Source organism: Pseudomonas antarctica (genome assembly GCF_900624995.1).
In the GTDB taxonomy this organism is placed as follows: Bacteria; Pseudomonadota; Gammaproteobacteria; order Pseudomonadales; family Pseudomonadaceae; genus Aquipseudomonas; species Aquipseudomonas antarctica.
Window position 1 is genome coordinate 1 of record NZ_UYXQ01000067.1, and the last position, 21,547, is coordinate 21,547.

15 protein-coding genes and 1 rRNA gene are annotated in these 21,547 nt (G+C 60.9%); 3 read left to right on the top strand and 13 right to left on the bottom strand.

The window, feature by feature from the left end; translation table 11 throughout:
• Window positions 1-242 precede the first annotated feature (242 nt).
• Together kynA and kynB are read right to left on the bottom strand one after the other, a co-directional pair.
• Window positions 243-1,100 carry a tryptophan 2,3-dioxygenase gene (gene kynA / locus E0F99_RS21570; RefSeq protein ID WP_064454131.1) on the bottom strand — a complete coding sequence of 286 codons (858 nt, stop codon included), beginning with the start codon at window positions 1,098-1,100 and terminating at the stop codon, window positions 243-245.
• On the bottom strand, window positions 1,097-1,747 hold the full coding sequence (gene kynB, locus E0F99_RS21575; RefSeq protein WP_083356773.1) for an arylformamidase: 651 nt from the start codon (window positions 1,745-1,747) through the stop codon (window positions 1,097-1,099). Before kynB ends, kynA begins: the two co-directional genes overlap by 4 nt.
• A 387-nt stretch (window positions 1,748-2,134) precedes the next feature.
• Between kynB and E0F99_RS21580 the strand changes: the two genes are divergently transcribed.
• On the top strand, window positions 2,135-2,479 hold the full coding sequence (locus E0F99_RS21580) for a cupin domain-containing protein (RefSeq protein ID WP_083356772.1): 345 nt from the start codon (window positions 2,135-2,137) through the stop codon (window positions 2,477-2,479).
• 72 nt (window positions 2,480-2,551) lie between these two features.
• Here the strand turns inward: E0F99_RS21580 and mmsB are convergent, their stop codons facing one another.
• On the bottom strand, window positions 2,552-3,439 hold the full coding sequence (gene mmsB / locus E0F99_RS21585; RefSeq protein ID WP_083356771.1) for a 3-hydroxyisobutyrate dehydrogenase: 888 nt from the start codon (window positions 3,437-3,439) through the stop codon (window positions 2,552-2,554).
• Between the two features lie 15 nt (window positions 3,440-3,454).
• A complete protein-coding gene (locus E0F99_RS21590) occupies window positions 3,455-4,972 on the bottom strand; it encodes a CoA-acylating methylmalonate-semialdehyde dehydrogenase (RefSeq protein WP_083356770.1) in 1,518 nt (505 codons plus the stop codon).
• A gap of 129 nt (window positions 4,973-5,101) precedes the next feature.
• On the opposite strand from E0F99_RS21590, the gene E0F99_RS21595 reads away from it, so the two are divergent.
• Together E0F99_RS21595 and E0F99_RS21600 are read left to right on the top strand one after the other, a co-directional pair.
• Complete coding sequence (locus tag E0F99_RS21595) at window positions 5,102-6,049, top strand: LysR family transcriptional regulator (protein ID WP_083356769.1); 948 nt, start codon at window positions 5,102-5,104, stop codon at window positions 6,047-6,049.
• A gap of 326 nt (window positions 6,050-6,375) precedes the next feature.
• Complete coding sequence (locus E0F99_RS21600) at window positions 6,376-6,666, top strand: DUF3077 domain-containing protein (RefSeq protein ID WP_083356768.1); 291 nt, start codon at window positions 6,376-6,378, stop codon at window positions 6,664-6,666.
• A 143-nt stretch (window positions 6,667-6,809) separates the two neighbouring features.
• On the opposite strand, the gene E0F99_RS21605 is transcribed toward E0F99_RS21600, so the two are convergent.
• From E0F99_RS21605 to rrf, 9 genes are all read right to left on the bottom strand, one after another.
• Window positions 6,810-7,757, bottom strand: coding sequence for a LysR substrate-binding domain-containing protein (locus E0F99_RS21605; protein WP_083356767.1), 948 nt, complete (start codon window positions 7,755-7,757; stop codon window positions 6,810-6,812).
• Window positions 7,757-8,605 (bottom strand): EamA family transporter, encoded by an 849-nt coding sequence (locus E0F99_RS21610; protein ID WP_083356766.1) that lies wholly within the window; start codon window positions 8,603-8,605, stop codon window positions 7,757-7,759. The genes E0F99_RS21605 and E0F99_RS21610 overlap by 1 nt, the downstream gene beginning before the upstream one ends.
• A gap of 1,041 nt (window positions 8,606-9,646) precedes the next feature.
• On the bottom strand, window positions 9,647-10,138 hold the full coding sequence (gene yfiB, locus E0F99_RS21620; protein ID WP_083356764.1) for an outer membrane lipoprotein YfiB: 492 nt from the start codon (window positions 10,136-10,138) through the stop codon (window positions 9,647-9,649).
• 4 nt (window positions 10,139-10,142) lie between these two features.
• Entirely contained in the window at window positions 10,143-11,405 is a 1,263-nt protein-coding gene (gene dgcN, locus E0F99_RS21625) for a diguanylate cyclase DgcN/YfiN (RefSeq protein ID WP_083356763.1), read from the bottom strand.
• Window positions 11,402-11,968, bottom strand: coding sequence for a regulatory sequestration protein YfiR (yfiR, locus tag E0F99_RS21630; protein ID WP_083356762.1), 567 nt, complete (start codon window positions 11,966-11,968; stop codon window positions 11,402-11,404). The genes dgcN and yfiR overlap by 4 nt, the downstream gene beginning before the upstream one ends.
• A 144-nt stretch (window positions 11,969-12,112) precedes the next feature.
• The gene (gene recD, locus E0F99_RS21635) at window positions 12,113-14,182 is read right to left on the bottom strand and encodes an exodeoxyribonuclease V subunit alpha (RefSeq protein ID WP_083356761.1); all 2,070 of its coding nucleotides are present in this window, start codon (window positions 14,180-14,182) and stop codon (window positions 12,113-12,115) included.
• Window positions 14,179-17,850, bottom strand: coding sequence for an exodeoxyribonuclease V subunit beta (gene recB / locus E0F99_RS21640; protein WP_083356760.1), 3,672 nt, complete (start codon window positions 17,848-17,850; stop codon window positions 14,179-14,181). The genes recD and recB overlap by 4 nt, the downstream gene beginning before the upstream one ends.
• The gene (gene recC / locus E0F99_RS21645; protein WP_130908914.1) at window positions 17,847-21,299 is read right to left on the bottom strand and encodes an exodeoxyribonuclease V subunit gamma; all 3,453 of its coding nucleotides are present in this window, start codon (window positions 21,297-21,299) and stop codon (window positions 17,847-17,849) included. Before recC ends, recB begins: the two co-directional genes overlap by 4 nt.
• A 168-nt stretch (window positions 21,300-21,467) precedes the next feature.
• Window positions 21,468-21,547: ribosomal RNA gene (rrf, locus tag E0F99_RS31230) — 5S ribosomal RNA — on the bottom strand; the annotation flags it as partial.

The window sequence follows — 21,547 nt, forward strand, 5'->3', positions numbered from 1 at the left end:
CCTTATCGGCGCTTTGGTGAAGGGGTGGGGCGAAGTCTCCCACGGTCTGTACTGGCTAGAGTCAGATGCTGGCTTTTAGTCCCACCACCCCAACAAGTCTAACCATACAAGCGGGCTTGCTCGCGAATGCGGTGGATCAGTCAGCACATGTATTGGCTGACACACCGCATTCGCGAGCAAGCCCGCTCCCACAGTTTTGATTGCATTCCAAATGAAAAAGCCCCGGGATTCCGGGGCTTTTTTTATAGCGTTGAACGCACTCGCCACAGCTCGGGGAACAACACCGTGTCGAGCATCTTGCGCAAATAGCCCACGCCCTCGGTACCGCCAGTGCCCGGCTGGAAGCCGATAATCCGCTCCACCGTGGTGACATGCCGGAAGCGCCATTGGCGGAACGAATCCTCCAAATCAATAAACTTCTCGGCCAACTGATACAAATCCCAATACCGGCTCGGGTCGCGATACACCTCACGCCAGGCCGCTTCCACGGACTCATCGTGAACCGTGGCCGCCGTCGGGTCGCGTTCGGCGCGCTTGGGATCAATCGCCAAGCCTGCCTTGGCCATCAGATTGATCGCCTCGTCATACAGCGACGGTGTGGCGATCGCCACTTTCAATTCGTTCAACAACTCCGGCCGATGCGCGTGAGGACGCAACAGCGCCGCGCTTTTATTGCCGAGGATAAATTCGATCTCACGGTACTGGAACGACTGGAACCCCGACGACTGCCCCAGGAACGGGCGGATCGCCTTGTATTCCGACGGCGTCATGGTCGCCAGCACCGCCCAGGCGTGCACCAACTGATCAAAGATCCGCGACACCCGCGCCAGCATCTTGAACGCCGGCGGCAACTCGCCCATACGCACGTGCTCGCGGGCGGCCTTGAGCTCGTGCAGCATCAGTTTCATCCACAGCTCGGACGTCTGGTGCTGGATGATAAAGAGCATTTCGTTGTGGTCCGGCGACAGCGGGTGCTGAGCGCTGAGGACTTTGCCCAGGTCCAAGTAGTCGCCGTAGCTCATCGACTCGGAAAAATTCAGCTCGGCGTTATGCCATTCTTCCGGCGGTTGGTAGTCAGCAGAGAAGGGACATTGGCTCATCGCGTAAGCTCCTTGAGCGGGCGGAGAATGGCGCGGACCGGGCTCGCGTCCAGGTTGGCAAAGCGCAGCGGCAGCGCGATCAGTTCATAGTCGCCCTCCGGTACGTCATCGAGCACGATGCCTTCGAGAATCGCCATGCCATGGCGGGCCACGGCGTTGTGGGAATCCATGGTCTTGGACTGTTGCGGGTCCAGCGAAGGCGTATCAATACCGATCAGGCGCACACCCAGGCTGGCGAGCAGCTCAATGGTTTGCGGCGCGATGGCGGTGAAGTTCGAATCCCATGCCGTCAGCGGCGCTTGTGGATAAGTGCGCAGCAGCACGCGCTCCGGCAGGTTATCCACACGCCCTTGCAGTTGATGCGGCTGCACCAGCGCGCCACTGCCCAGGCAATGCAGCACCCGGCACGGGCCCATGTACACGTCCAGCGACACCTCGCCAATCGGCGCGCCGTCCGCGCTGTAATGCAGCGGTGCATCGACATGGGCGCCGGTGTGCGGCGAGAAGGTCACGCGCCCCACATTCACCGGGCACTCGGGGCCGAACTGCCACACGCGCTCTTCCTGGAACGGCGTATCGCCCGGCCAGGTCGGGGTGGCCGTGCTCAAGGGCGGGCTGATATCCCACCACGTTTTTATTGGGTTCATTTCAAGGCTCTCGGTTGTCACTGAGGTGAATGATACGAGGGCCAGCTGCGAATATTCTTGCTAATTCCTGCGCCAAGCGCGGAATCTTTCGTACTTACTGCGAGGAAATTGCGGATTGACGCCCGAAAGTTTCGTCTGACGAAAGCAGCTCAAACACTGAAGATCCAATGTGCGAGCGGGCTTGCTCGTGAATGCAGAGTGCCAGTCACTGAATACTTAGGCTGACCCAACGCATTCGCGAGCAAGCCCGCTCCCACATGGACTGCATGGGTGTCAGAGGAATCGCATCCGCCTGCGCTTCTGGGCATCCCGATGTCGAGTTCAGACCACTGACGCAACGCCCAAGGCCTTAGGGTTCACCTTTGCATTCACTGCCTCGGAGTCATCATGTCCAAGCCCATCACCGTACTGCGCGACACCCACCCTCTGCCGGTCCTGGATGCCTGCAAATGGGAGAAACTCGAAGGCGACCCGCACACCGTCAACCTGAACGCCTACACCAGCGAAGACGGCAGCAAGATCATGGGCACCTGGATCTGCACACCGGGCAAGTGGTACGTGGAATACGTGAAGTGGGAATACTGCCATTTCCAGGAAGGCTACTGCGTGATCACCCCCGAAGGCATGGAGCCGATTCACTTGCGGGCTGGGGATATCTTTGTGGTGGAACCAGGGATGAAGGGCACGTGGGAAGTGATCGAGACGGTGCGTAAGTATTTTGTGTTTGCCTGAGCGACCACGTTACCTGTGGCGAGCGGGCTTGCCACAGAAAGCCCGCTTGTCACGACAAGCGGGCTCACCACTTTACTTGGGTTTGCGATAGCTGTTGATGATCGCCGAGAAGTCCTTGCCACCGTCCCCGCGCTGGCTCATCGATTGATACAACTGCTGGGCCACGGCACCGAGAATCACCGGTTGCTTGGCCTGGCGTGCCGCTTCGGTGGCCAGGCCCAGGTCCTTGAGCATCAGGTCGGCGCCAAAACCACCGGTGTAACCGCGCGAAGACGGCGCGGTTTCGATCACGCCCGGCCACGGGTTGTAGGTGTCTGAACTCCAGCAGCGCCCCGTGGAGCTGTTGATGATGCCCGCCAGCACTTGGGTGTCGATGCCCAGTGCATCGCCCAGGGCCATGGCTTCGCTGACGCCGACCATGCTGATGCCGAGCAGCAGATTGTTGCAGATCTTGGCGATCTGGCCGGTGCCGACGTCGCCGCAATGCACAATGTTACGGCCCATCTGCGCCAGCACCGGTTGCAGGGTGGCGAACAGTTCCAGGGGGGCGCCGACCATGAAGGTCAAAGTCCCTGCCTGGGCGCCGCCGGTGCCGCCGGAGACAGGCGCATCGGCCACCACCACACCTTGCTTGGCCGCGGCTGCGGACACATCGCGGATAGTTTGCGGGTCGATGGTGCTGCAATCCACGGCAGGTACGCCTTTGCCGATGCCGGCCAAAACGCCGTCCTCATTCAGCCACACGCTACGCACATGGGCTGCGGCCGGCAGCATGGTAATCACCAGCTCGGCGTCTTTCGAGGCATCGCGTGGTGAGTCGCTGATGGTGCCGCCCAACTCGGCCAATTCTTTGAGCACGGTTTGGTTCAGGTCGAACAGGTTCAGCGCGTGCCCGGCCTTGATCAGGTTGCGGGCCATGGGCGCGCCCATGTTGCCCAAGCCGATAAATGCAATCTTCATGGTCGTCTCCCCAAATCAGCGCAGGTTGATGGTGGTGTTGACGCCATCATTGACCGTGTCGTCGTCGAACCAGCGGCTCGTCACGGTTTTGGTCTGGGTGTAGAACTGCACCACTTGCTTGCCGTACGGGCCCAGGTCGCCGAGCTTGGAACCACGGGAACCGGTGAAGCTGAAGAACGGCACCGGCACAGGGATCGGGATGTTGATGCCGACTTGGCCTACATCGATTTCGCTCTGGAACTTACGCGCCGCCGCACCGCTTTGGGTGAACAGGCCGGTGCCGTTGCCGAACGGGTTGGCGTTGACCAGCGCGATGGCCTCATCGAGGGTCGCAACCTCCAGCACCACCAGCACCGGGCCGAAGATTTCCTGGGTGTAAATCTGCATGTCAGTGGTCACGCCCGAGAACAGGGTCGGGCCAACAAAGTTGCCTTGCTCGAAGCCCGGCACCTTGATGTCGCGCCCGTCCAGCTCCAGCTTGGCGCCTTCTTTCACGCCGCTTTCGATCAGTTCCAGGATGCGCGCCTTGGCACGTTTGGAAATCACCGGGCCGACATCCGTACCGGCTTCACTGCCGGCATTCACTTTGAGCTTTTGCGCCAACGCCTTGAGGTCCGGCAGCCATTGCTTGGCCGCGCCCACCAGCACCACCACCGAGGTGGCCATGCAACGCTGGCCCGCCGCGCCGAAACCGGCACCGACCAGTGCATTCAGCGTGTGTTCGCGATTGGCGTCCGGCAGCACCACGGCGTGGTTCTTGGCGCCCATCATCGACTGCACACGCTTGCCGTGTTTACCGGCCAGGTCGTACACGTGGGTACCCACAGCAGTCGAACCGACGAAGGACACCGCCTTGATGTCTTTATGGGTGCACAGCGCATCCACCACATCCTTGCCGCCGTGTACTACGTTGAGCACGCCAGCCGGAACACCGGCTTCCAGCGCCAGCTCCACCAGCAACATAGTCGATAGCGGGTCTTGCTCGGACGGCTTGAGGACGAACGTGTTACCGCAGGCAATCGCCATCGGGAACATCCACAGCGGAATCATTGCCGGGAAGTTGAACGGGGTAATACCGGCGCACACGCCGATAGGTTGGCGCAGGGTGTAGGTGTCGACGCCACCGGCGACGTTTTCAGCGAATTCGCCCATCTGCAAGGTGCCGATAGAGCACGCGTGTTCGACCACTTCCAGGCCTCGGAAAATATCGCCCTCGGCATCGGCAATGGTCTTACCCTGCTCGGCACTGAGGACCACAGCAATGCGTTTAGAATGCTCGCGAATCAGGGCTTGCAGCTTGAGCATGATGCGCATGCGCGCGCCGATCGGCGTCAGCTTCCAAGTCTGGAAGGCCTGATGGGCAGCGTCGATGGCCGCATTGACTTCATCGGCGGTAGCGAAAGGGACTTTGGCCAGCACTTGCTGGGTGGCCGGGTTGACGATGTCTTGCCAATGGGTGGTCTTTGACTCGACCCATTCACCGTTGATCAGCAACTTGACCTGTTGCACGGAAATGTCGGCAGAAGCGTTCATGTGGTCTCCAATCTTGTAGTTATGCACAGACAAGGCGCGTGAATCGCCTTGGGAATGAGGCGTTCGGACTGTTTTTGGAGTATAGATGTGCAAATCTCTAATAAGAACGCACATAAAAGCCGGTCCAATATGCAAAAAAACATCACATCACTGGGCTCCCTGAATTGGGATGACCTGAAGTTTTTCCTCGAAGTGGCCCGCACCCGCAAGGCCAGCGTCGCCGCCAAACGCCTGGCGGTGGACTACACCACCGTGTCGCGGCGTATCAGCTCGTTGGAAGTGTCGCTCGGCACGCTGCTGTTCGAAAAATCCCGGACCAGCGGTTTTGTGCTCACCCCCGAGGGCCAGCGTTTACTGGGTTACGCGGAGTCCATCGAAAGCACCTTGCACATGGCCTGCGAGCAAGTCTCCGGCTCCGGCGTGGCGCTGTCCGGCCATGTGCGCATGGGCTGCACCGAAGGCTTCGGCAGCTTTTTCGTCACCCCGCAGCTCAGCCACTTCGTCGACACCTACCCGGCCATCTCAGTCGACATCCTGCCCCTGCCCCACTTCATCAGCCTGTCCAAGCGCGAAGCCGACATCGTCATCGCCCTGGAACGCCCGGAACACGGGCCGTACGTGTGCTGCAAACTGTGCGACTACAAACTGCAGCTGTACGCGACCCAGGACTACCTCGACCAACACCCGCCCATCCAGCGCCCGGCGGACTTGGCTGAGCATCCGTTTATCAGCTATGTGGATGACTTGGCGTTCAGTTCGGAGCTGTTGTACCTGGCGAATGTGGTGCCCGGCGCCAGCGCGAGTTTGCGCAGTACCAGCGTGATAGCGCAGTACGTCGCGGCGCAGCAGGGCCGGTCGATGGCGATATTGCCGTGCTTTTTGGCGGCGCAGGATCCGCGGTTGTTGCCGGTGTTGGGGGAGCAGATTGCGATTACTCGCCAGTTTTGGATGTATTGCCGGGAGGATTTGAGGAAGCTGAAGCGGATTACGTTGTTGTGGGACTACATCAGGGAAGTGACGGAGCAGAATCAGGGGTTGTTGATGGGGGAGACGCGGGAGATCAAGTTTGCGGATTAAAGGGCCATCAACGACGATTCGCTTTAAATTGCAGGACGTTTCCTAGAGACTCTCCACCCTATTGCGCCTTACCGTTTGGGTCACTAGCCTCCCTGGGTCGCTGCACATCAGCGATCGGGTTTAGCGATCCGGATTTTATGAGGCACCGCTTCCAACAGTATTAGCTGGTTCTTGCCAGCTTTTAGCGTTTTATGGCGGCTGTGTGCGGGAGACCTTGAGTCTACCCGGGGTCTCTCAACCCGGATCGCTAACCTGCACACAGCTGCCACCCTCTTCATGTTTAGCGATGTGATGTGGCAGCTCTACTTCAGCAGAGAGCAATCGTCATGAGCAAAATCGTCCCCGATCCACCGCTTTCCTCCATCACCACCCTCGGCGTCGTCACCTTCGGCGACTACGGCGAAAACCAAAAACCCCTGTTCCGCGTCAATGCCGGCATGCCGATTGAGCAAGCCCTGGAACACGCCTCCACCCTGCTTTTTTACTCCAAGAAACTCGCCATGGAAGCCGCCATGGATGTGCGCGGCGAGCAATACGCATGGGCCGCGCATTACCTGTGTGAAATGGGCAAGGCCGTGGTGGATGACCTGACGCAGGCGATGACGCCCGCGAGCTAAACGCCAGATCATTCCCACGCTCTGCGTGGGAATGCCGCCCTGGACGCTCTGCGTCTGCTGTTGAAGTCGTGACGCAGAGCGTCACAGGATGCATTCCCACGCGGGGCGTGGGAACGATCGGAGAAGCTCGCTCTTTTCCCACTTTAGATCGCGCCAACCCCGGCTATTTGCGGGTGCCGACCCCGAACTTCCCGCAGAAACTCGCCCGCGCTGATCTTGAGCCAATCAATCAAGCGAGCGATATCCGGTTCCGTCTCTCGTCCGTTTCGGCAAATGATGTAGTAAGCCGCTGGCGACATCATCACAGGGCTATTTAACGCAACCAACGCGCCGTCTTCCAATTGGTCATACACCAACGCAGTCCTACCCAGCGCAATCCCTCCGCCCTTCACCGCCAGGCTGATCGCCAGGCTCGAATCCGGAAATCTAGGCCCATGGTGATACGGCGGCGCAGTAAGCCCCTGAAACGCAAACCAGCTTTCCCATCCCGGGCATACCTGATCGTCCACCCGATGAATCAGCGGATACCGGGCGACATCGTCCAGCGCAATATCACCCTTCAACCGCAGAAACTCCGGCGAACAAACCGGGAACACTGCATCGCGCATCAGCAGTTCGACATGATGATCCGGGTAGTCACCGTAACCCATCACCACCGCAACATCGTATTGATGAGCCTCCAGGCTGGCGCCGCTCATATCGGCGCTGGTCAACACTAGATCAAGGTTGAACGAGGCCTCAGCGTGCGAGCCGTGCATTCTGGGGATCAGCCACGTCGAACAGAGGGAAGACGTGCATGAGAGGTACAACGGCTGGGATTTACCGGGATTGAGTGAATGCAGCACTCCGTCCAGCGCCTTGAAAAAAACGTCGGTTACCGGCAACAAAGCCTGCCCCGCCACCGTCAGATTGACGCCACGCGAGTGCCGCTCAAATAGCTGCACGCCCCACCACTCTTCCAGGCCTGCAATTTGATGACTGATGGCACTGGCGGTGAGGTTGAGCTCAGAGGCTGCACGCGCAAAACTACCGGTTTGCGCTGCGCTGACGAACGCTTGAAGCATCGGTGTAGGAGGCGGACGCTGGGCCATCAGGTGCTCACTTTGATCAAGATGATCCCGCAAACAATGACGAATGCCGACAGCATCCGTCGCCAACCGAAGCGTTCATGAAAGAACAGCGCGGCAATAATGGCGCCGATAATAACACTGGTTTCCCGCAGCGCTGAGACCTTGGCGACCGCGTCCAGCGACAACGCAAACAACACCAATCCGTACGACGCGAGGTAAAAAACGCCGCCTAATAGGCCGACTCGCCAATGCCCACGTATTGCTTGAGCCAAGGCTGAGCGCTCTTTGGAAAACGCCAGCACCGGGATCGGAATACTCTGGAACACCGTCAGGTAGATGATGTACTGCAGCACCGTCTCACTGGCTCTTACACCTTTGGCATCGACCACCGTGTAAGACGCAATAAACACACCGGCGCACACCGCCATGAGGATCGGCTTGAACATCTGCGCCGTCATCCTACGCACAAAAGTCAGGCTGATGATCCCCACACAAATCAGCAACACACCCGTTAGTGCCTGGGGTGACAATTGTTCATGCAGCAGAAAGTAGGAAAACAGCGCGACTAATACGGGCGGCACCCCACGCATTACGGGGTAAACCTGGCCGAAGTCACCTGTTTCATACGCCTTGATCAGAAATAGCCGATAGACCGAGTTGAGCACCACGGAGACGAGGATATAGCCCCCTACCTCCAGGCTCGGCACACTGACAAACGGCAATGCCAACAGGCAAATCACCAGCGCGGTGCCATCGACCAGGGCCAAGGTCATGAAGCGACTGCTACCGGCGCGGACTACGGCATTCCAAGTGGCGTGCATAAAAGCAGAGATCAAGACCAGCGTGATCGCGATATCGGAGTTTTCCATGGGGCTCGGCTTTTTTTGGAGATAAAGGACTTCGAATATTTGGCAGGCCCTGTCTGAAACCTTGCCATCTCGGGTATCGAGATAACGCTCAAGAAAAGTCGAAATGCACAGCGCTGGGTGCACTTTTCGACAGCGCTAACCGTTCCAATTGGTCCATAACCGTTGCATTTCGGAACGTAACTTGGCTCTTCGAATCTCGGGCAGCTATTGCCTGACTATTACGTTGCAACGCCGAGAACATAGACGAATCAACCGTTACATCAGCTCCGGAGTAAATCAGAGCAAGTACCTCAGGGTTACTGATAGTCATTGGCTGCTTTTCCCGAAAGTCAGTTGGTGTGCCATGTAGCTCGTCAACCAAGGCTGTTGAACGGCTGGATACCTCTTGGCTGAATATGTTCATCGCAATTCTTTACGGTGGTTAGTTAGAGCGGCCATTGAACTAAGCCCACCGCTTGCGAAAAAGCGAAACCTCATCACCTTAGCCATCAAGATTCGTCATGGATGTATGCGATGGGCAAGTCTGTGGTGGATGACTTGACGCAGGCGATAACGCCGAGCAGTTAAGCGAACAGTGCCTCAATGTGGGAGCGGGCTTGCTCGCGAATGCGGTGGGTCAGTCAATAAATCATCGGCTGAACGACCGCCATCGCGGGCAAGCCCGGCTCCCACACTTGAACTACGGCGGGCGCAAAATTTTGGTTAGGCGCAAATAAGTGTGGGAGCTGGCTTGCCTGCGATGGCGGTGGGTCAGTCAGCACATTGCCGCTGATACACCGCATTCGCGAGCAAGCCCGCTCCCACATTTTTGAATTATGGTGGGCGCGAAACTTTGGTCAGGCGCAAATAAGTGTGGGAGCTGGCTTGCCTGCGATGGTGGTGGGTCAGTCAGCACATCGGCTACTGATACACCGCTATCGCAGGCAAGCCAGCTCCCACCTTGGATTGCATTGCAACATTTGAGATCGTTTAGATCGTTCCCACGCTCTGCGTGGGAATACCGCCCTGGACGCTCTGCGTCCGCTTCTAGCGGTGAGGCGCTTAGTCGGCGATCACCACAATCGACACGCGCCGATTCTCGGTACGTCCTGCGACCGTGGTGTTCGGCGCCACCGGCTCGCTGCTGCCGAGACCGCGCAGTTGGATGTTTTCTTCTTTCATGCCCACACCGGTCAGCACTTTGCCAACGCTTTTGGCGCGGCGCAGGGACAGTTGTTGGTTGTAGCTCTCTTTGCCCGAGGCGTCGGTATGGCCGTCGACGCGTACGCGTTCGATGCCGGCGCCGACCAAGGCTTTGCCGATGCGTTCGACGATGTCGGTGCTGGCTTTGTTGAGGCTTTCAACGTCGCTGCCGAACAGCACTTTGCCCGACAGGCCGAAGGCCCAGCCTTCGTCGGTGAGTTCGAAGCCTTGTTGTTTGAGGACCGCGACTTGGGCCGGGGTCAGGCCCTTGGGTGGGGGCGTCTGGCAGCCGCCAAGAGCAAGGAATGCCACCAGTAAAGTAATAAGCATAAAGCGCGCGGTCGAGAACAAGGGATCAACTCCTGTGGTTAACATTGGCGGCGGTGGGCGCAGATTCCGCCGTTTGCTGGCCGCCCTGGGATAATCGTTTGGCCTGGTACATCGCCGCATCGGCGGCATTGAGTAGGGTGCCGGGGGTGGCACCATGTTCGGGATAAACGGCAATGCCGATACTGAGGGAGGTCAACACCTGGGTATTGCCGGGCAGCGGGATCGGTTTGTCCATGCTGGCAATGATCTTGTCGGCGATGCGCTGGGCATCTTCGAGTTTGTGCAGCGGCGCCAGCAGCACTGCGAATTCATCGCCGCCCAGGCGCGCCACCAAGTCGTCTTCACGCAATTGCGCGCGCACGCGTTCGGCGACGGCGACCAGCACGGCATCGCCGGCGGCGTGGCCAAAGTTGTCGTTGATGTCTTTGAAGCGGTCGCTGTCGAGGAACAACACGGCCACCCGCTCGTTGACCTTGGCGGCGCTGCGCAGCGCGCGAATCAGCCGGCCTTCGAAAAACGCGCGGTTGGGCAGGCCGGTGAGGCTGTCGTGGCTGGCCTGGTGGGCGAGGGTTTCGTTTTCACTTTGCAGGTGGCTTTGCCAGGCTTCCATCTCGCCGAGCAAAGCATTGAAGTCGCTGCCGAGGCTGTCAAGTTCGGCGATTTGCGCCGGTGGTACGCGGCGGTCAAAATCGCGTTCGCTGCGGGCGGCGTGAGCCACCGAAGCAAGGCTTTGCAGGGGTTGAGTAATGCCGAGCAGCAAGCGCCGCGCCAGGTACAACGCCACCCAGGCACTGAGCGCGGTGCAGATCAGGATCCCGGCCAGCCCGCTGAGCAGAAAGCGCAGCAGGCTGCCGCCATGACCGACGAGGTGAATGCTGCCGACAGTTCGGCCTTGGTGCAGGATCGGCTGGCTGATGGGTTGTTCGAGCAAGGTATGCGCCAGGGCCAATTCCACTTGCGACAACATCCCGGTTTCCGGCCGTACCCATTGCGCCAGCAGCTTGCCGTTGGCATCGAAAACTTCGGCCTGAGCCACCTCTTCGGTAGAGGCGATCAGGCTGAGCGTTTCGGCAGCGGCGGCGCTGTCGTTGAACACCACCGCCGCTTCCACGGTGTAATTGATGGAGCGCGCGATCAGGTTCAGGTTGTGATCGGCATACACACGCAATGCCAGCACGCCAAGCAGGGTCAAGGACACGCTGGCCAGGGTCACGGCGACCAACGCCAGGATCAAATGCCCACGGCCGATGACCGAACGCAAGGTCGGCCGCGCTTTTGGTTTGCTCATGGCGTCGGCGCTCGACGACGGGACAGTTGCAACACGCTGGGGTGAATGCGCACGCCACTGCGGGCGACGGAGTCCAAGTTGACCTCGAACGACACCTGCTCATCGCCCACGCGCAGGCAGAACAAGCTGCCCACGGTGCATCGGTCGCCGCCTTCGCTGATGCTGAGCACCGGGTGGCCAATCAGCGACGCGAACAGCCGAGTGCGCTCATCGTCGGAGAGTTTGCCGATGTACACGGCGTCGCAGGCCTTGACGATATCCGGGTGGTCTGCCAGCAGGCGATGCACCACCACCGGGCGACCGGTGGCCTGGGTGGTCCCTTTGATCAGGTCATCGGTGTATTGGGTGGGGCCGACGATGCACAGCCGTAGTTGCGCAGGCTCCACCGGCCAGCGCGCGTAACTGAGGATGCCGAGTACCACTTGGGTGACTGCCTGGGCACGGTGGTCTGCCGGGCTTGGCGTTTGCGCATTGGCAAACGGCGCGAGCAGGCACAGAACCGCCACCAGTAACATGCGTCTCCAGCTCAAACTACGCTCTGTGGGCGAGACAGCCACGGTCATTGCAGCAATTCTCTCTGGTATTTTTTCAGGGTGATGCCGCAACGATAGCACAGCGACAGAAAACCCCGCGAAGAGCCGTCTTCGCGAGATCCGCTATTTTTTCAGAAAAATCAAACGACTGAATCAGAAATATTTCATGACCGATCAGTCAGTTTTTTCAGCCGGCACGTCCAATTCCAGCATCAGCCCGCTCAAGCGCTTGACCTTGCGCCGTACGGCCTCCTCAAACACGCCGCCACGCGGCTCGATCAAGCTGAACCAGCGCTTGGCGCGGGTGATGCCGGTATAGATCAGCTCTTTGGTCAGCACCGGGTTCAGCGCTTCCGGCAGGATCAGCGCGGTGTGGGTAAATTCCGAGCCCTGGGATTTGTGCACGGTCATGGCGTACACGGTTTCGACGTCATTCAGACGGCTGGGCAGTACAAAACGTACGCCGCCTTGGCCGTCGTTACGTGGGAAAGCTACGCGTAGCACCTGCGGGCCGCCGTCGCTTTCAGGCAGCTTGAGGGCGATGCCGATGTCGCCGTTCATCAAGCCCAGGCCGTAATCGTTGCGCGTCATCAGTACCGGGCGGCCTTCGTACCACTGGTCATCGCTTTCGATCAGCCGCACTTTGCGCAAGGCGGCGGTGATGCGCAGGTTCAGCCCTTCCACGCCCCAGGGGCCTTTGCGCACGGCGCAGAGCAGTTGGAACGCGTCGAAGGCTTGCAGCAGTTGCTGCGCCCAGTGGGTCCAGGCGAGGTCCTCTCGCGGGGTATTGAAGGCCGGCCGCGCACTTTGCAGCAGGCTGAGGTAATAGCGATAACCCTGGGCGTCCTCGCCTCGCCCGTCCAGCACCAGGCGCTCAAGGGCGTGGTCGTGCTCGCCCTTGAGGCTGAGGCAGAACAGGTCGTGGTGGCTGCGGGCGGCGAGCAGTTTGCGCGCCTCTTCGGCGTTTTGCTGGTTGACCCAGCGCGCCAGTTGGCCGATGCCGCTGCCTTCGCCGAAACGCCGCGAGTAGCGCAGCATCACCACTTGTTGGGCCAGGGGATGGCTGGCGTCGAGGTCTTCGTGCAGGCCGCTGGCGCTGAGGTCTTCGCCGCTCACTGCTTGCAGCCACTGGCGCGTGTCGGGGCTGTACCAGCCGGCTTCGGCGTCGCGGCATAAGTCGCCGAGTACGGCGCCGGCTTCCACCGAGGCGAGTTGGTCCTTGTCGCCCAGCAACACTAAGCGTGCGTGAGGCGCCAAGGCGTCCAGCAGGTTGGCCATCATTTCCAGGTCGATCATCGAGGCTTCGTCCACCACCAGCACGTCCAGGGGCAATGGGTTGCCAATGTGGTGGCGGAAGTGCCGCGTGCCCGGGCGGCTGCCCAACAGGCGGTGAACAGTGGTGACCTGGGTCGGGATTTTTTCCCGCACGCTGCCCGGCACTTTCAGCGACAGCACTTGCTGGCTGATGGATTCGGTGAGGCGTGCGGCGGCTTTGCCGGTGGGCGCGGCCAAACGGATGCGCAACGGGCTGCCGACTTCCACGGCGGGCGCCTGCAACAGCGCGAGCAGGCGCACCACGGTGGTGGTCTTGCCGGTGCCCGGGCCGCCGGTAACGATGCTGAAGGCACCGCGAGTGGCCAGGGCGCAGGCGAGTTTCTGCCAGTCGATCACGCCATCGGGCGGCGGCTGGTCGAACAGGCTGTTGAGGCGCTGCGGCAAATCAGCCGCGACGTTTTCCTGGGTGGCCAGGCGCAGGCGCAAAGCCGTGTCGATGCGCCGTTCGTAGGTCCAGTAGCGGCGCAAATACAGGCGTTTGCCGGACAGCACCAAGGGTCGGCTTTGCGCGGCGTCGCTGCCATCGGCGGCCAGTGCGACCAATTGGCTGGAGGCCAGCGCATGGCACCAATGGGCGCCGTCGAGGCCGTCGAGCAATTGCGACGGCAGCAACATGGCGCCGGTTTGCAGGTCGCCTTCGGGTGGCAGCGACAGGGCGAAATCCGGGGCCTTGAGGGTTTCGAACAGGTCGAGGCACACGTGGCCATGGCCCAGTTGGTGGCTGGTCAGCGCCGCTGCCAGCAGCACCAGCGGGTCGGCCAGCGGATCAAGTTCGTGGAGGAAACCGACAAAGGCTTTGTCCAGCGCGCGCAGCCAGCCACGGTCAACCCAACGCTCCAGCAGTTGCACCAGGTCGGCGGCGCGGCTGAGGGGCACTAACGCCTCAAGCGGTAACGGCGACAGGCTCATAACAGCACTCCTTGTTCCCAGGCGGGCTCGACCTTGGGCGGTATGGGTTTGCCCTGGAACAACAGGTCCAAGCCTTCGATCAGTTCACGTGGCGGCCGGGTGAAATACGCACCTTTGCTCACCGATTGAGTGCCGCGCAGGAAAACGTAGAGCGCACCGCCGACGTGGCGGTCGTAGTCGTAATCGGGCAGGCGCGCGTTCAGTTGGCGGTGCAAGGCCAGCAGGTAAAGCACGTATTGCAGGTCGTACCGATGCTCGAGGATCGACTGCTCCATGGCCTCAAAGGTGTAGGCCGAATCGTCGGGGCCGAGCCAGTTGGATTTGTAATCGGCCACGTAATACCGGCCGTCGTGTTCGAAGGTCAGGTCGATGAAGCCTTTGAACATGCCGTTGAGCAGCACCGGCTCGGCGGCAACACGGGACACGCCGTTGTGGGTGTACTGGCACACCAGCTTGTCGAGGGCGAGCACGTCGACTTTGTGGCTGGCAAACCAGAACTCCATTTCGATCTGGTACTGCTGCAGGCTGCTGAGGGTGACGTGGTTATTATCCGCCGGCAGCGTGGTTTGCAGCAGGTGGCTCAGCCAGCCGCTGAGGGTGACGATCCAGCCTTCCCAATTGCGCCGATTACAGCGCGCGCCCACGGCTTTTTCGATGGCCTGCGCAGTGACGTTGAAGCCCTCCTCTCCCGCCCACTCCAGCAGGCCGTGAAGGAAGGTGCCGGGGTTAGGCCCGCGTGGGAAACGGTGAATGTCGCCGCCGGACGCCGCGACTTCGCGCGGTGCATCAGGGTCGAGGCGCTCGTCGTCGAACAGCTTCTGGGCTTGTGGGCTTTCCGGCGCTTCGAGGGGCGCGGCGCTCATGCTGTCGCCAATGCGCAATGCACTGTAGGAGGCGATCCACCAGTTTTCAGCGGCCTTGCGCTTGGGCAGCAACGGCGCGAGCAAGGTGGCGTCGTTGCGCGGCGGGTGGAACAAGACGTCTTGCGCGTCGGGCACCTGGCTGTAGTGGATGGCGGCGCAGCCTTCCTGCAGGTCCAGCAACCAGCGCGCCAGTGCGGCGGACTCGCCCAACGATGCACCGGCGCCGAGCAAGTAACCCAGGGCTGACAGGTGCAATACCGAGCTGCTGTTATTGCCGCGCTTGAGGTCGGCAATGCCGAGCCAGCACGCATGTTTGGCGCGTGTGAGGGCGACGTAGAACAAGCGCAGGTCTTCGGCCAGGCGCTCATCGTCGGCTTGGGCAATCAGCTCGGCGGTGGGCCGCAGGCTGACCTGGGATTTGCCATGCTCGTCGTGGTAATGCAGCGGCAAGCGGCTGCCATCCACCGGCTTGGCCGAGCAGATGAACGGCAGGAACACCAGGTCGTATTCCAGGCCTTTGGATTTGTGGATGGTCACTACCTTGACCAATTGCTCGTCGCTTTCCAAGCGCAGGATCTGTTCTTCACCGGCCTGACCTGACAGCGCCAGGTGCTCGGCTAGATGACGGATCAGCGCCTGTTCGCCGTCCAACTCCGATGCAGCCTGTTGCAGCAGTTCGCTGAGGTGCAGCAGGTTGGTCAGCACACGCTCACCGTCGCTGCGGGCGATCAGTGTTTGCGGCAGTTTGAAATCATGCAACAGGCGCCGCAACATCGGCAGCACGCCTTGGGTGCGCCAAATTACCCGGTAGCCACGGAACTGCATTACGCGGGTTTCCCACGCCAGTTCGTCCTGGTTCAGACGCTCCAGTTCCGGCAGTGACAGGTCTAAGGTGACGCAGGCCAAGGCGGCACGCAGCGGGCGCTCGACGTCGGGCTCGGCGCAGGCTTTGAGCCAGGCCAGCAGATCGTGGGCTTCCTGGGCGGCGAAGACTGAGTCTTTGTCCGACAGGTACACGCTGCGCACGCCACGGGCGGCCAACTCAGCGCGCACGGCTTGGGCTTCTTTACCGTCGCGCACCAGGATGGCGATGTCTGACGGCAGTACGCCTTTAAAGCTGTGTTCTACTACGAAGCCGGCCGTGCCTTGCTGTCCGCCATTGAGCAACTCGACAATGTGCGTGGCGCAGGCAGCGGCCAGTTGTTGGCGATACACCGCGTTGGATATCGGCTGATCGGTGGGCAGGTGCCAGAGGTTCATCGCCGGCAACGTCTGGCCATCGACCTGCAGTTGCTCTTTGCGGCCTTGGGATAGAACCGAGTGGAACGGCACCGGGTTGTCGCCGCTCGACTCGCGGAACAGGAATGCGCCACGGCCGGTTTCCGCACGTTGGAACACGTGGTTCACCGCTTCGACCATCGAATGGCTGGAGCGGAAGTTGGTGCCCAAAGTGTGATGGCGGCCGGTGGTGGACTGGCGGGCGCGCAAGTAGGTGTAGATGTCGGCACCGCGGAAGGCGTAGATCGCCTGCTTGGGGTCGCCGATCAGGAACAGGCCGCTGTCGAGGTGGTTTTCTTCGATGCGGTAGATGCTGTCGAAGATGCTGTATTGCACCGGGTCGGTGTCTTGGAACTCGTCGATCAGGGCAACCGGGAACTGCTCGCGGATCACACTGGCCAGGCGCTCGCCGCCGTCTGTTTGCAGGGCGGCGTTGAGGCGGATCAGCATATCGTCGAAACCCATCTCGGCGCGGCGGCGTTTTTCTTCTTCGAAGCGTTTACCCACCCAGCCGGCGGCGTGTTGCAACACGGCGGCGTCAGGGGTGGGCAACGCGTCGAGGCTGGCTTTGAGACGGGCCATGGCGTCGATGCCGGGGTGGCGTGGAGGCTCGCCCTTCCAGGCTTCGGCCATGCCGTCTGGCGTCAGGCGGGTGAAGCCGGTGCCGATGTCCAGTTGTTCGAGGGTTTCGTCAGCGGCCCAGGCGCTGATCTTTTCGAACCAGGGTTCGAAGTAACGCGCTTGCATCTTGCGGCCGTCGACGGCTTTGGCAGCTACAGCTTGCAGGCAGATGTCGCGCAGTTCGGCGGCCCATTGTTGCCACGGTGCCTTGAGGGTTCTCAGGGCTTCGCGGCGCTCTTGCAGGCAGGCGTTGATCAGCTCGGCGGGCTCGCGGCCTTCGTCGGTAGGCCGTTCACTGCCGAACAGCGCACGCACGCGCGGCATCAGCGCAGCGGGGCCACTCCAGTTTTTGCGCACCCAGTTGAGCGCGTCGTCGTGCATTGGGTAACAGAACAGCCGCCAATAGTCGCGCAGTACTTCGCCGAGCAGGTCGCTGTGGTCGGTTTCCAGGGTTTGGGTGAACAGGCTGCCGCTGTCGAACGCGTGTTCGCGCAGCATGCGCTGGCACCAACTGTGGATGGTCGAAACGGCGGCTTCGTCCATCCATTGGGCGGCAATGTCCAGGCGATTGGCGCAAGCAGGCCATTGCTCGGGCGAGTACTCGTCGCGCAGGTCGGCGGTCAGGGCATCGGGTTGTTCGATTTCTTCGCGGAAGAAGCGTGCGGCCTCGGCCAGGCGAATGCGAATGCGTTCGCGCAGCTCTTTGGTGGCGGCGTCGGTGAAGGTCACCACCAGAATTTGCGGCGGCAACAGTTCGCGGCCGAAGCCGGACTCATCACCACCATGGCCGAGTACAAGGCGCAGGTACAGGGCGGAAATGGTGAAGGTCTTGCCGGTGCCGGCACTGGCTTCAATCAGCTGGCTGCCTTTGAGCGGGAAGGCCAGGGCCAAAGGTTTACTGATCATGCGCTGGCTTCCTCACTGCTGAGCGATCGCCACGGGGCGTTGATCAACGGGCGGTACAGGGTTTCGGCCCAGCCTTCGAATTCTTCGCTGGCGATGAGCGTGGCGTAGTCGGGGAACTGGCGGGTGAGCGCCGGGGTTTCGCGGCGTTCGCCGTCGGTGGTCAGGCCATCACCTTCGTAGGCTTTACTGGCGGCGGCCTGGGCCTTGGCGGGATCGGTCTGGCCAAGCCAGGCGAAGGCGGTTTTGACGGCCACCGGAAGCGGTTTTCGCATGCCGGTGTGCCAGGCCAGCAGCAGGTTGCCGAGGATTTCCTCGGCGCTGGATCTATCCAATGGCGCCAGCAGCAAGGTGTCGTCACTGGCGACCAAACCGGTGCTCAGCGGCCGGCCGCAGGCGCAGGCCACCACGTGATCGACCCAAGGGCGAATCAGGCGGTGCCACTTACGCGTCTTGATCGAACCGATGCTGTTGGGGATGGTAGTGACGCTGAGCAAGCCGCCATCACTGCGTCGATGCAAGCCACTGATCCAACCTTCGAGCTGGATGCCTTGATGCTCAAAACTGACCGGTTCCGCGGTTGTTTGTGGTGTCGGCCAGAGCGCCAATAAGTGCTGGTAGCGTTGTAGCAGATCGGGCAACGGCTCGATCAGTTCGTTACGCAGGCACTCGCCGAAACCGACCATGGGCAGCAAGCCACTGCCTTGCAGGCGCAGGGCTTGGGCATTGAGGGCCTGGTCTACGTGATCGGGCTGGGTCAGTGCGGCGTTTAGCAAACTATCGCTGAGGCTGTAGCGTTGCAGCGCGTCGAGGACGAAAGGTTCTTCATCGGCCAGCGGTACTTCGGCGGCTTCGAAGAACACTTTCAGACGTTGGCTGAAGAAATGTTTGACAGGGTGGCGCAGGAAGTCCTGCAACTGGCCAAGGCTCAGCGGTTCTTCCTGGTGGTGCTCTGCCAGTTCGTGTTCTTGTATGAGCGCAGCGGGTGCTTCGTGCAGCAATTGCCACTCGCGGGCGTAGCTGTATAGCGCGTCGCCTTCGTGGAAATAGCGGGCGCTGAAGGGTTGGAGCGGATGTTCCTGGGTCATTGCTTCCAGCAACGGTTCTTCTGTGTGTGCGTTATGCCAGCCGCTGGCGATATGGTCGCGCAGTTGGCCGATCAGTACCGAGGCTGGACGGTCGCTGTTGTCGCGGATGCTGCGGCCTACCCAACTGATGTAGAGCTGGTCGCGAGCGGACAGCAGGGCCTCGAGCAGCAAGTAGCGGTCGTCTTCGCGGCGTGAACGGTCGCCGGGGCGGTAGTCGCTGCCCATGAGGTCAAAGTCCAGCGGCGGTTGCGCGCGCGGGTAGTCGCCGTCGTTCATGCCGAGCAGGCAGACGAGCTTGAACGGAATCGCGCGCATAGGCATCAGTGTGCAGAAATTGACAGCTCCGGCGAGAAAGCGCTGGGACAGCCGGCCTTGGTCGAGACCGGCCAGCCAGGCTTCACGGACTACGGTGAGGGGTAACTCATCTTGTAGGCCAACGGACTCACAGGTTTCCAGCCAGTCTTCTCTGAGCTGTTCGAGTTGGCCCAGCAGGTAGTCGTCGTGTTCGCTGCTGGGCAGGAAGAACAGTTGCATCAGGCGTTGCAGCCGCTCGCCCCATGCTTGAGGGGCTGCTGGTTGGGACAGGGCCTGATGCGCGTCGTTGAGTGCGTCGAGCAAGGCGACCAACGGGCCGATCAGGGCCGCGTCGAGGCCGCCGATTTCGTCGTAGGGTTCAATGCCGTCGCAGGCGACACCGGTGCCGACGGCGTAACCCAGCAACATGCGGCGCAGGCCGAATCGCCAGCTGTTTTGTTCCAGCTCATGGGGTAGGCCGAGGCCGGCGCGTTGTTCGGCATTGAGGCCCCAACGGATGCCTGCGCCTTCGATCCAGCGGTGCAGCGTAGGCAGATCGCGTTCCTTGATGGCGAAACGTTCGCGCAGGGCAGGGACGTCGAGCAAGTCGAGGACTTCGCTGACGGGGAAGCGGCTGTCGGGGAGTTTGAGCAAGTGTTCGACGGCGATCAGCAGAGGGTCGCGGCCGCGCTGCCCTTGGTCGGTGAGGGTAAAGGGGATGAAGCGTGGATCACTTCTTTCCAGTTGGCCAAACACGGCGCGGATATGCGGCGCGTAGCTGTCGACATCGGGGACCATGACGATGATGTCACGCGGGCGCAGCTTGGGGTCGGCGCTGAAGCGCTGGAGTAATTGATCGTGGAGAATTTCCACTTCGCGTTGGGCGCTGTGGGCGATGTGGAAGCGAATGGAGCTGTCGTTATTGAGGTCGACGCCGGGCCACAGCTCGCGTGTTTCGTTGAGCGGGCGTAGTTCGAGGATATCGTCCTGCAACTGGTTGAGCAGCGTGGTGGGCTCGCTTTCGCTGAACAAATCGATACGACCGTCGCGGAAGGCCGCGCGGTAGCTGTTGGGGTCGTCATAACTGTCCAGCAGGCTAATGTAGTCACGGCCCTGTTTGCCCCAGGCGGCGAGCAGCGGGTGCGCGTGCTGGTGCAGGGTGTGTGGGTCGATAATGACCGGCATGCCAGCCTTGCGCGCTTGGCGTCTGTATTCGTTACGCAGCAGGTCTTTGTCGGCGACGATGTCGGACCAGTGATGGCGGCAAGGGTTGTGCACACAGAGCAAGACCTGGCTAAACCTTGCTAAACCGGCGAGGGCTTCCAAGGCCTGCGCGGGCAGTGACGAAATGCCGAAAACAATCACCCGGGATGGCAGGCCTGGCGGGGCTTTCTCCAGTTTATTGATGCGTTCGATGAAGCGCTGGTGAACACCGGCGCGGCTTTGAGCCATGCCCTCTTCACCCACGTCCAACAGCAGTGCACGCCATAGTTCTGCCTGCCAGCAGTTCGCTGGATTTAGCGGCTTGGATTCGCCTCGACCGTTGCGCAGTTGGTGGCGGCCGGCGGCCCAATCTTCCAGCCAGTCGGCGCGGTAGACCTGATATTGGTCGAACAGGTCGGCCAAACGTTCGGCGAGTTGATAGCGTTTGCGCAGGTCGGTGTCGTGGTTGAGGAAGCGCTGTAGGGGCTCGAAGTGCGGTTGATCAATGAGCTCGGGGAGCAGGCGCATCAGGCGCCAGGTCAGTGGGGCTTTATCGAGCAGGGACTTGGGCGGGATCTCATCTTTGCCCAAGACTCTGCGATAGAGCTGCCACATGAAGCTGCCAGGGAGCTGCACATCGATGGCTGCAGCGATGCCGCAGCCGCCCATGTCGTCCTCTTCCGGGTCTTCGGCCAAGGCTAGCTTGAGCCATTGAGCGATGCCGTTGCTTTGCACCAGGGCGATTTCGTTTTCCAGTGGCGCCAGCGGATAACGACGCATCCAGCTGACTACCAGGCTGCGCAGTTCGTCCAGGCGGTTGCCGTGAACCACCATGAATCCAGCGCTGAGGGACGTCGCATCCGGCATAACGGCTTCCTTGGAAAAAGAAAAATCGAGGCATGGACTTTAGCATTGAAGGCGACCGCAGGCTGCAAACGAGGCGGGCCGCATTAAGCGCGGGTCCATAGGAATGTTTTCCGACCGCCAAAAACAAAACCCCTGTTTGCGTTAGCAAACAGGGGTTCTGGAATTTAATCTTGACGATGACCTACTCTCACATGGGGAAACCCCACACTACCATCGGCGATGCATCGTTTCACTGCTGAGTTCGGGAT

Excerpts from the sequence above, each read along its gene's own strand:
- mmsB (WP_083356771.1), bottom strand. The coding sequence starts at position 3,439 with ATGAAGATTGCATTTATCGGCTTGGGCAACATGGGCGCGCCCATGGCC.
- yfiR (WP_083356762.1), bottom strand. The coding sequence starts at position 11,968 with ATGACCGTGGCTGTCTCGCCCACAGAGCGTAGTTTGAGCTGGAGACGC.
- recB (WP_083356760.1), bottom strand. The coding sequence starts at position 17,850 with ATGATCAGTAAACCTTTGGCCCTGGCCTTCCCGCTCAAAGGCAGCCAG.
- E0F99_RS21600 (WP_083356768.1), top strand. The coding sequence starts at position 6,376 with ATGAGCAAAATCGTCCCCGATCCACCGCTTTCCTCCATCACCACCCTC.
- E0F99_RS21580 (WP_083356772.1), top strand. The coding sequence starts at position 2,135 with ATGTCCAAGCCCATCACCGTACTGCGCGACACCCACCCTCTGCCGGTC.
- kynB (WP_083356773.1), bottom strand. The coding sequence starts at position 1,747 with ATGAACCCAATAAAAACGTGGTGGGATATCAGCCCGCCCTTGAGCACG.
- recC (WP_130908914.1), bottom strand. The coding sequence starts at position 21,299 with ATGCCGGATGCGACGTCCCTCAGCGCTGGATTCATGGTGGTTCACGGC.
- kynA (WP_064454131.1), bottom strand. The coding sequence starts at position 1,100 with ATGAGCCAATGTCCCTTCTCTGCTGACTACCAACCGCCGGAAGAATGG.
- E0F99_RS21610 (WP_083356766.1), bottom strand. The coding sequence starts at position 8,605 with ATGGAAAACTCCGATATCGCGATCACGCTGGTCTTGATCTCTGCTTTT.
- E0F99_RS21595 (WP_083356769.1), top strand. The coding sequence starts at position 5,102 with ATGCAAAAAAACATCACATCACTGGGCTCCCTGAATTGGGATGACCTG.
- dgcN (WP_083356763.1), bottom strand. The coding sequence starts at position 11,405 with ATGAGCAAACCAAAAGCGCGGCCGACCTTGCGTTCGGTCATCGGCCGT.
- E0F99_RS21605 (WP_083356767.1), bottom strand. The coding sequence starts at position 7,757 with ATGGCCCAGCGTCCGCCTCCTACACCGATGCTTCAAGCGTTCGTCAGC.
- recD (WP_083356761.1), bottom strand. The coding sequence starts at position 14,182 with ATGAGCCTGTCGCCGTTACCGCTTGAGGCGTTAGTGCCCCTCAGCCGC.
- E0F99_RS21590 (WP_083356770.1), bottom strand. The coding sequence starts at position 4,972 with ATGAACGCTTCTGCCGACATTTCCGTGCAACAGGTCAAGTTGCTGATC.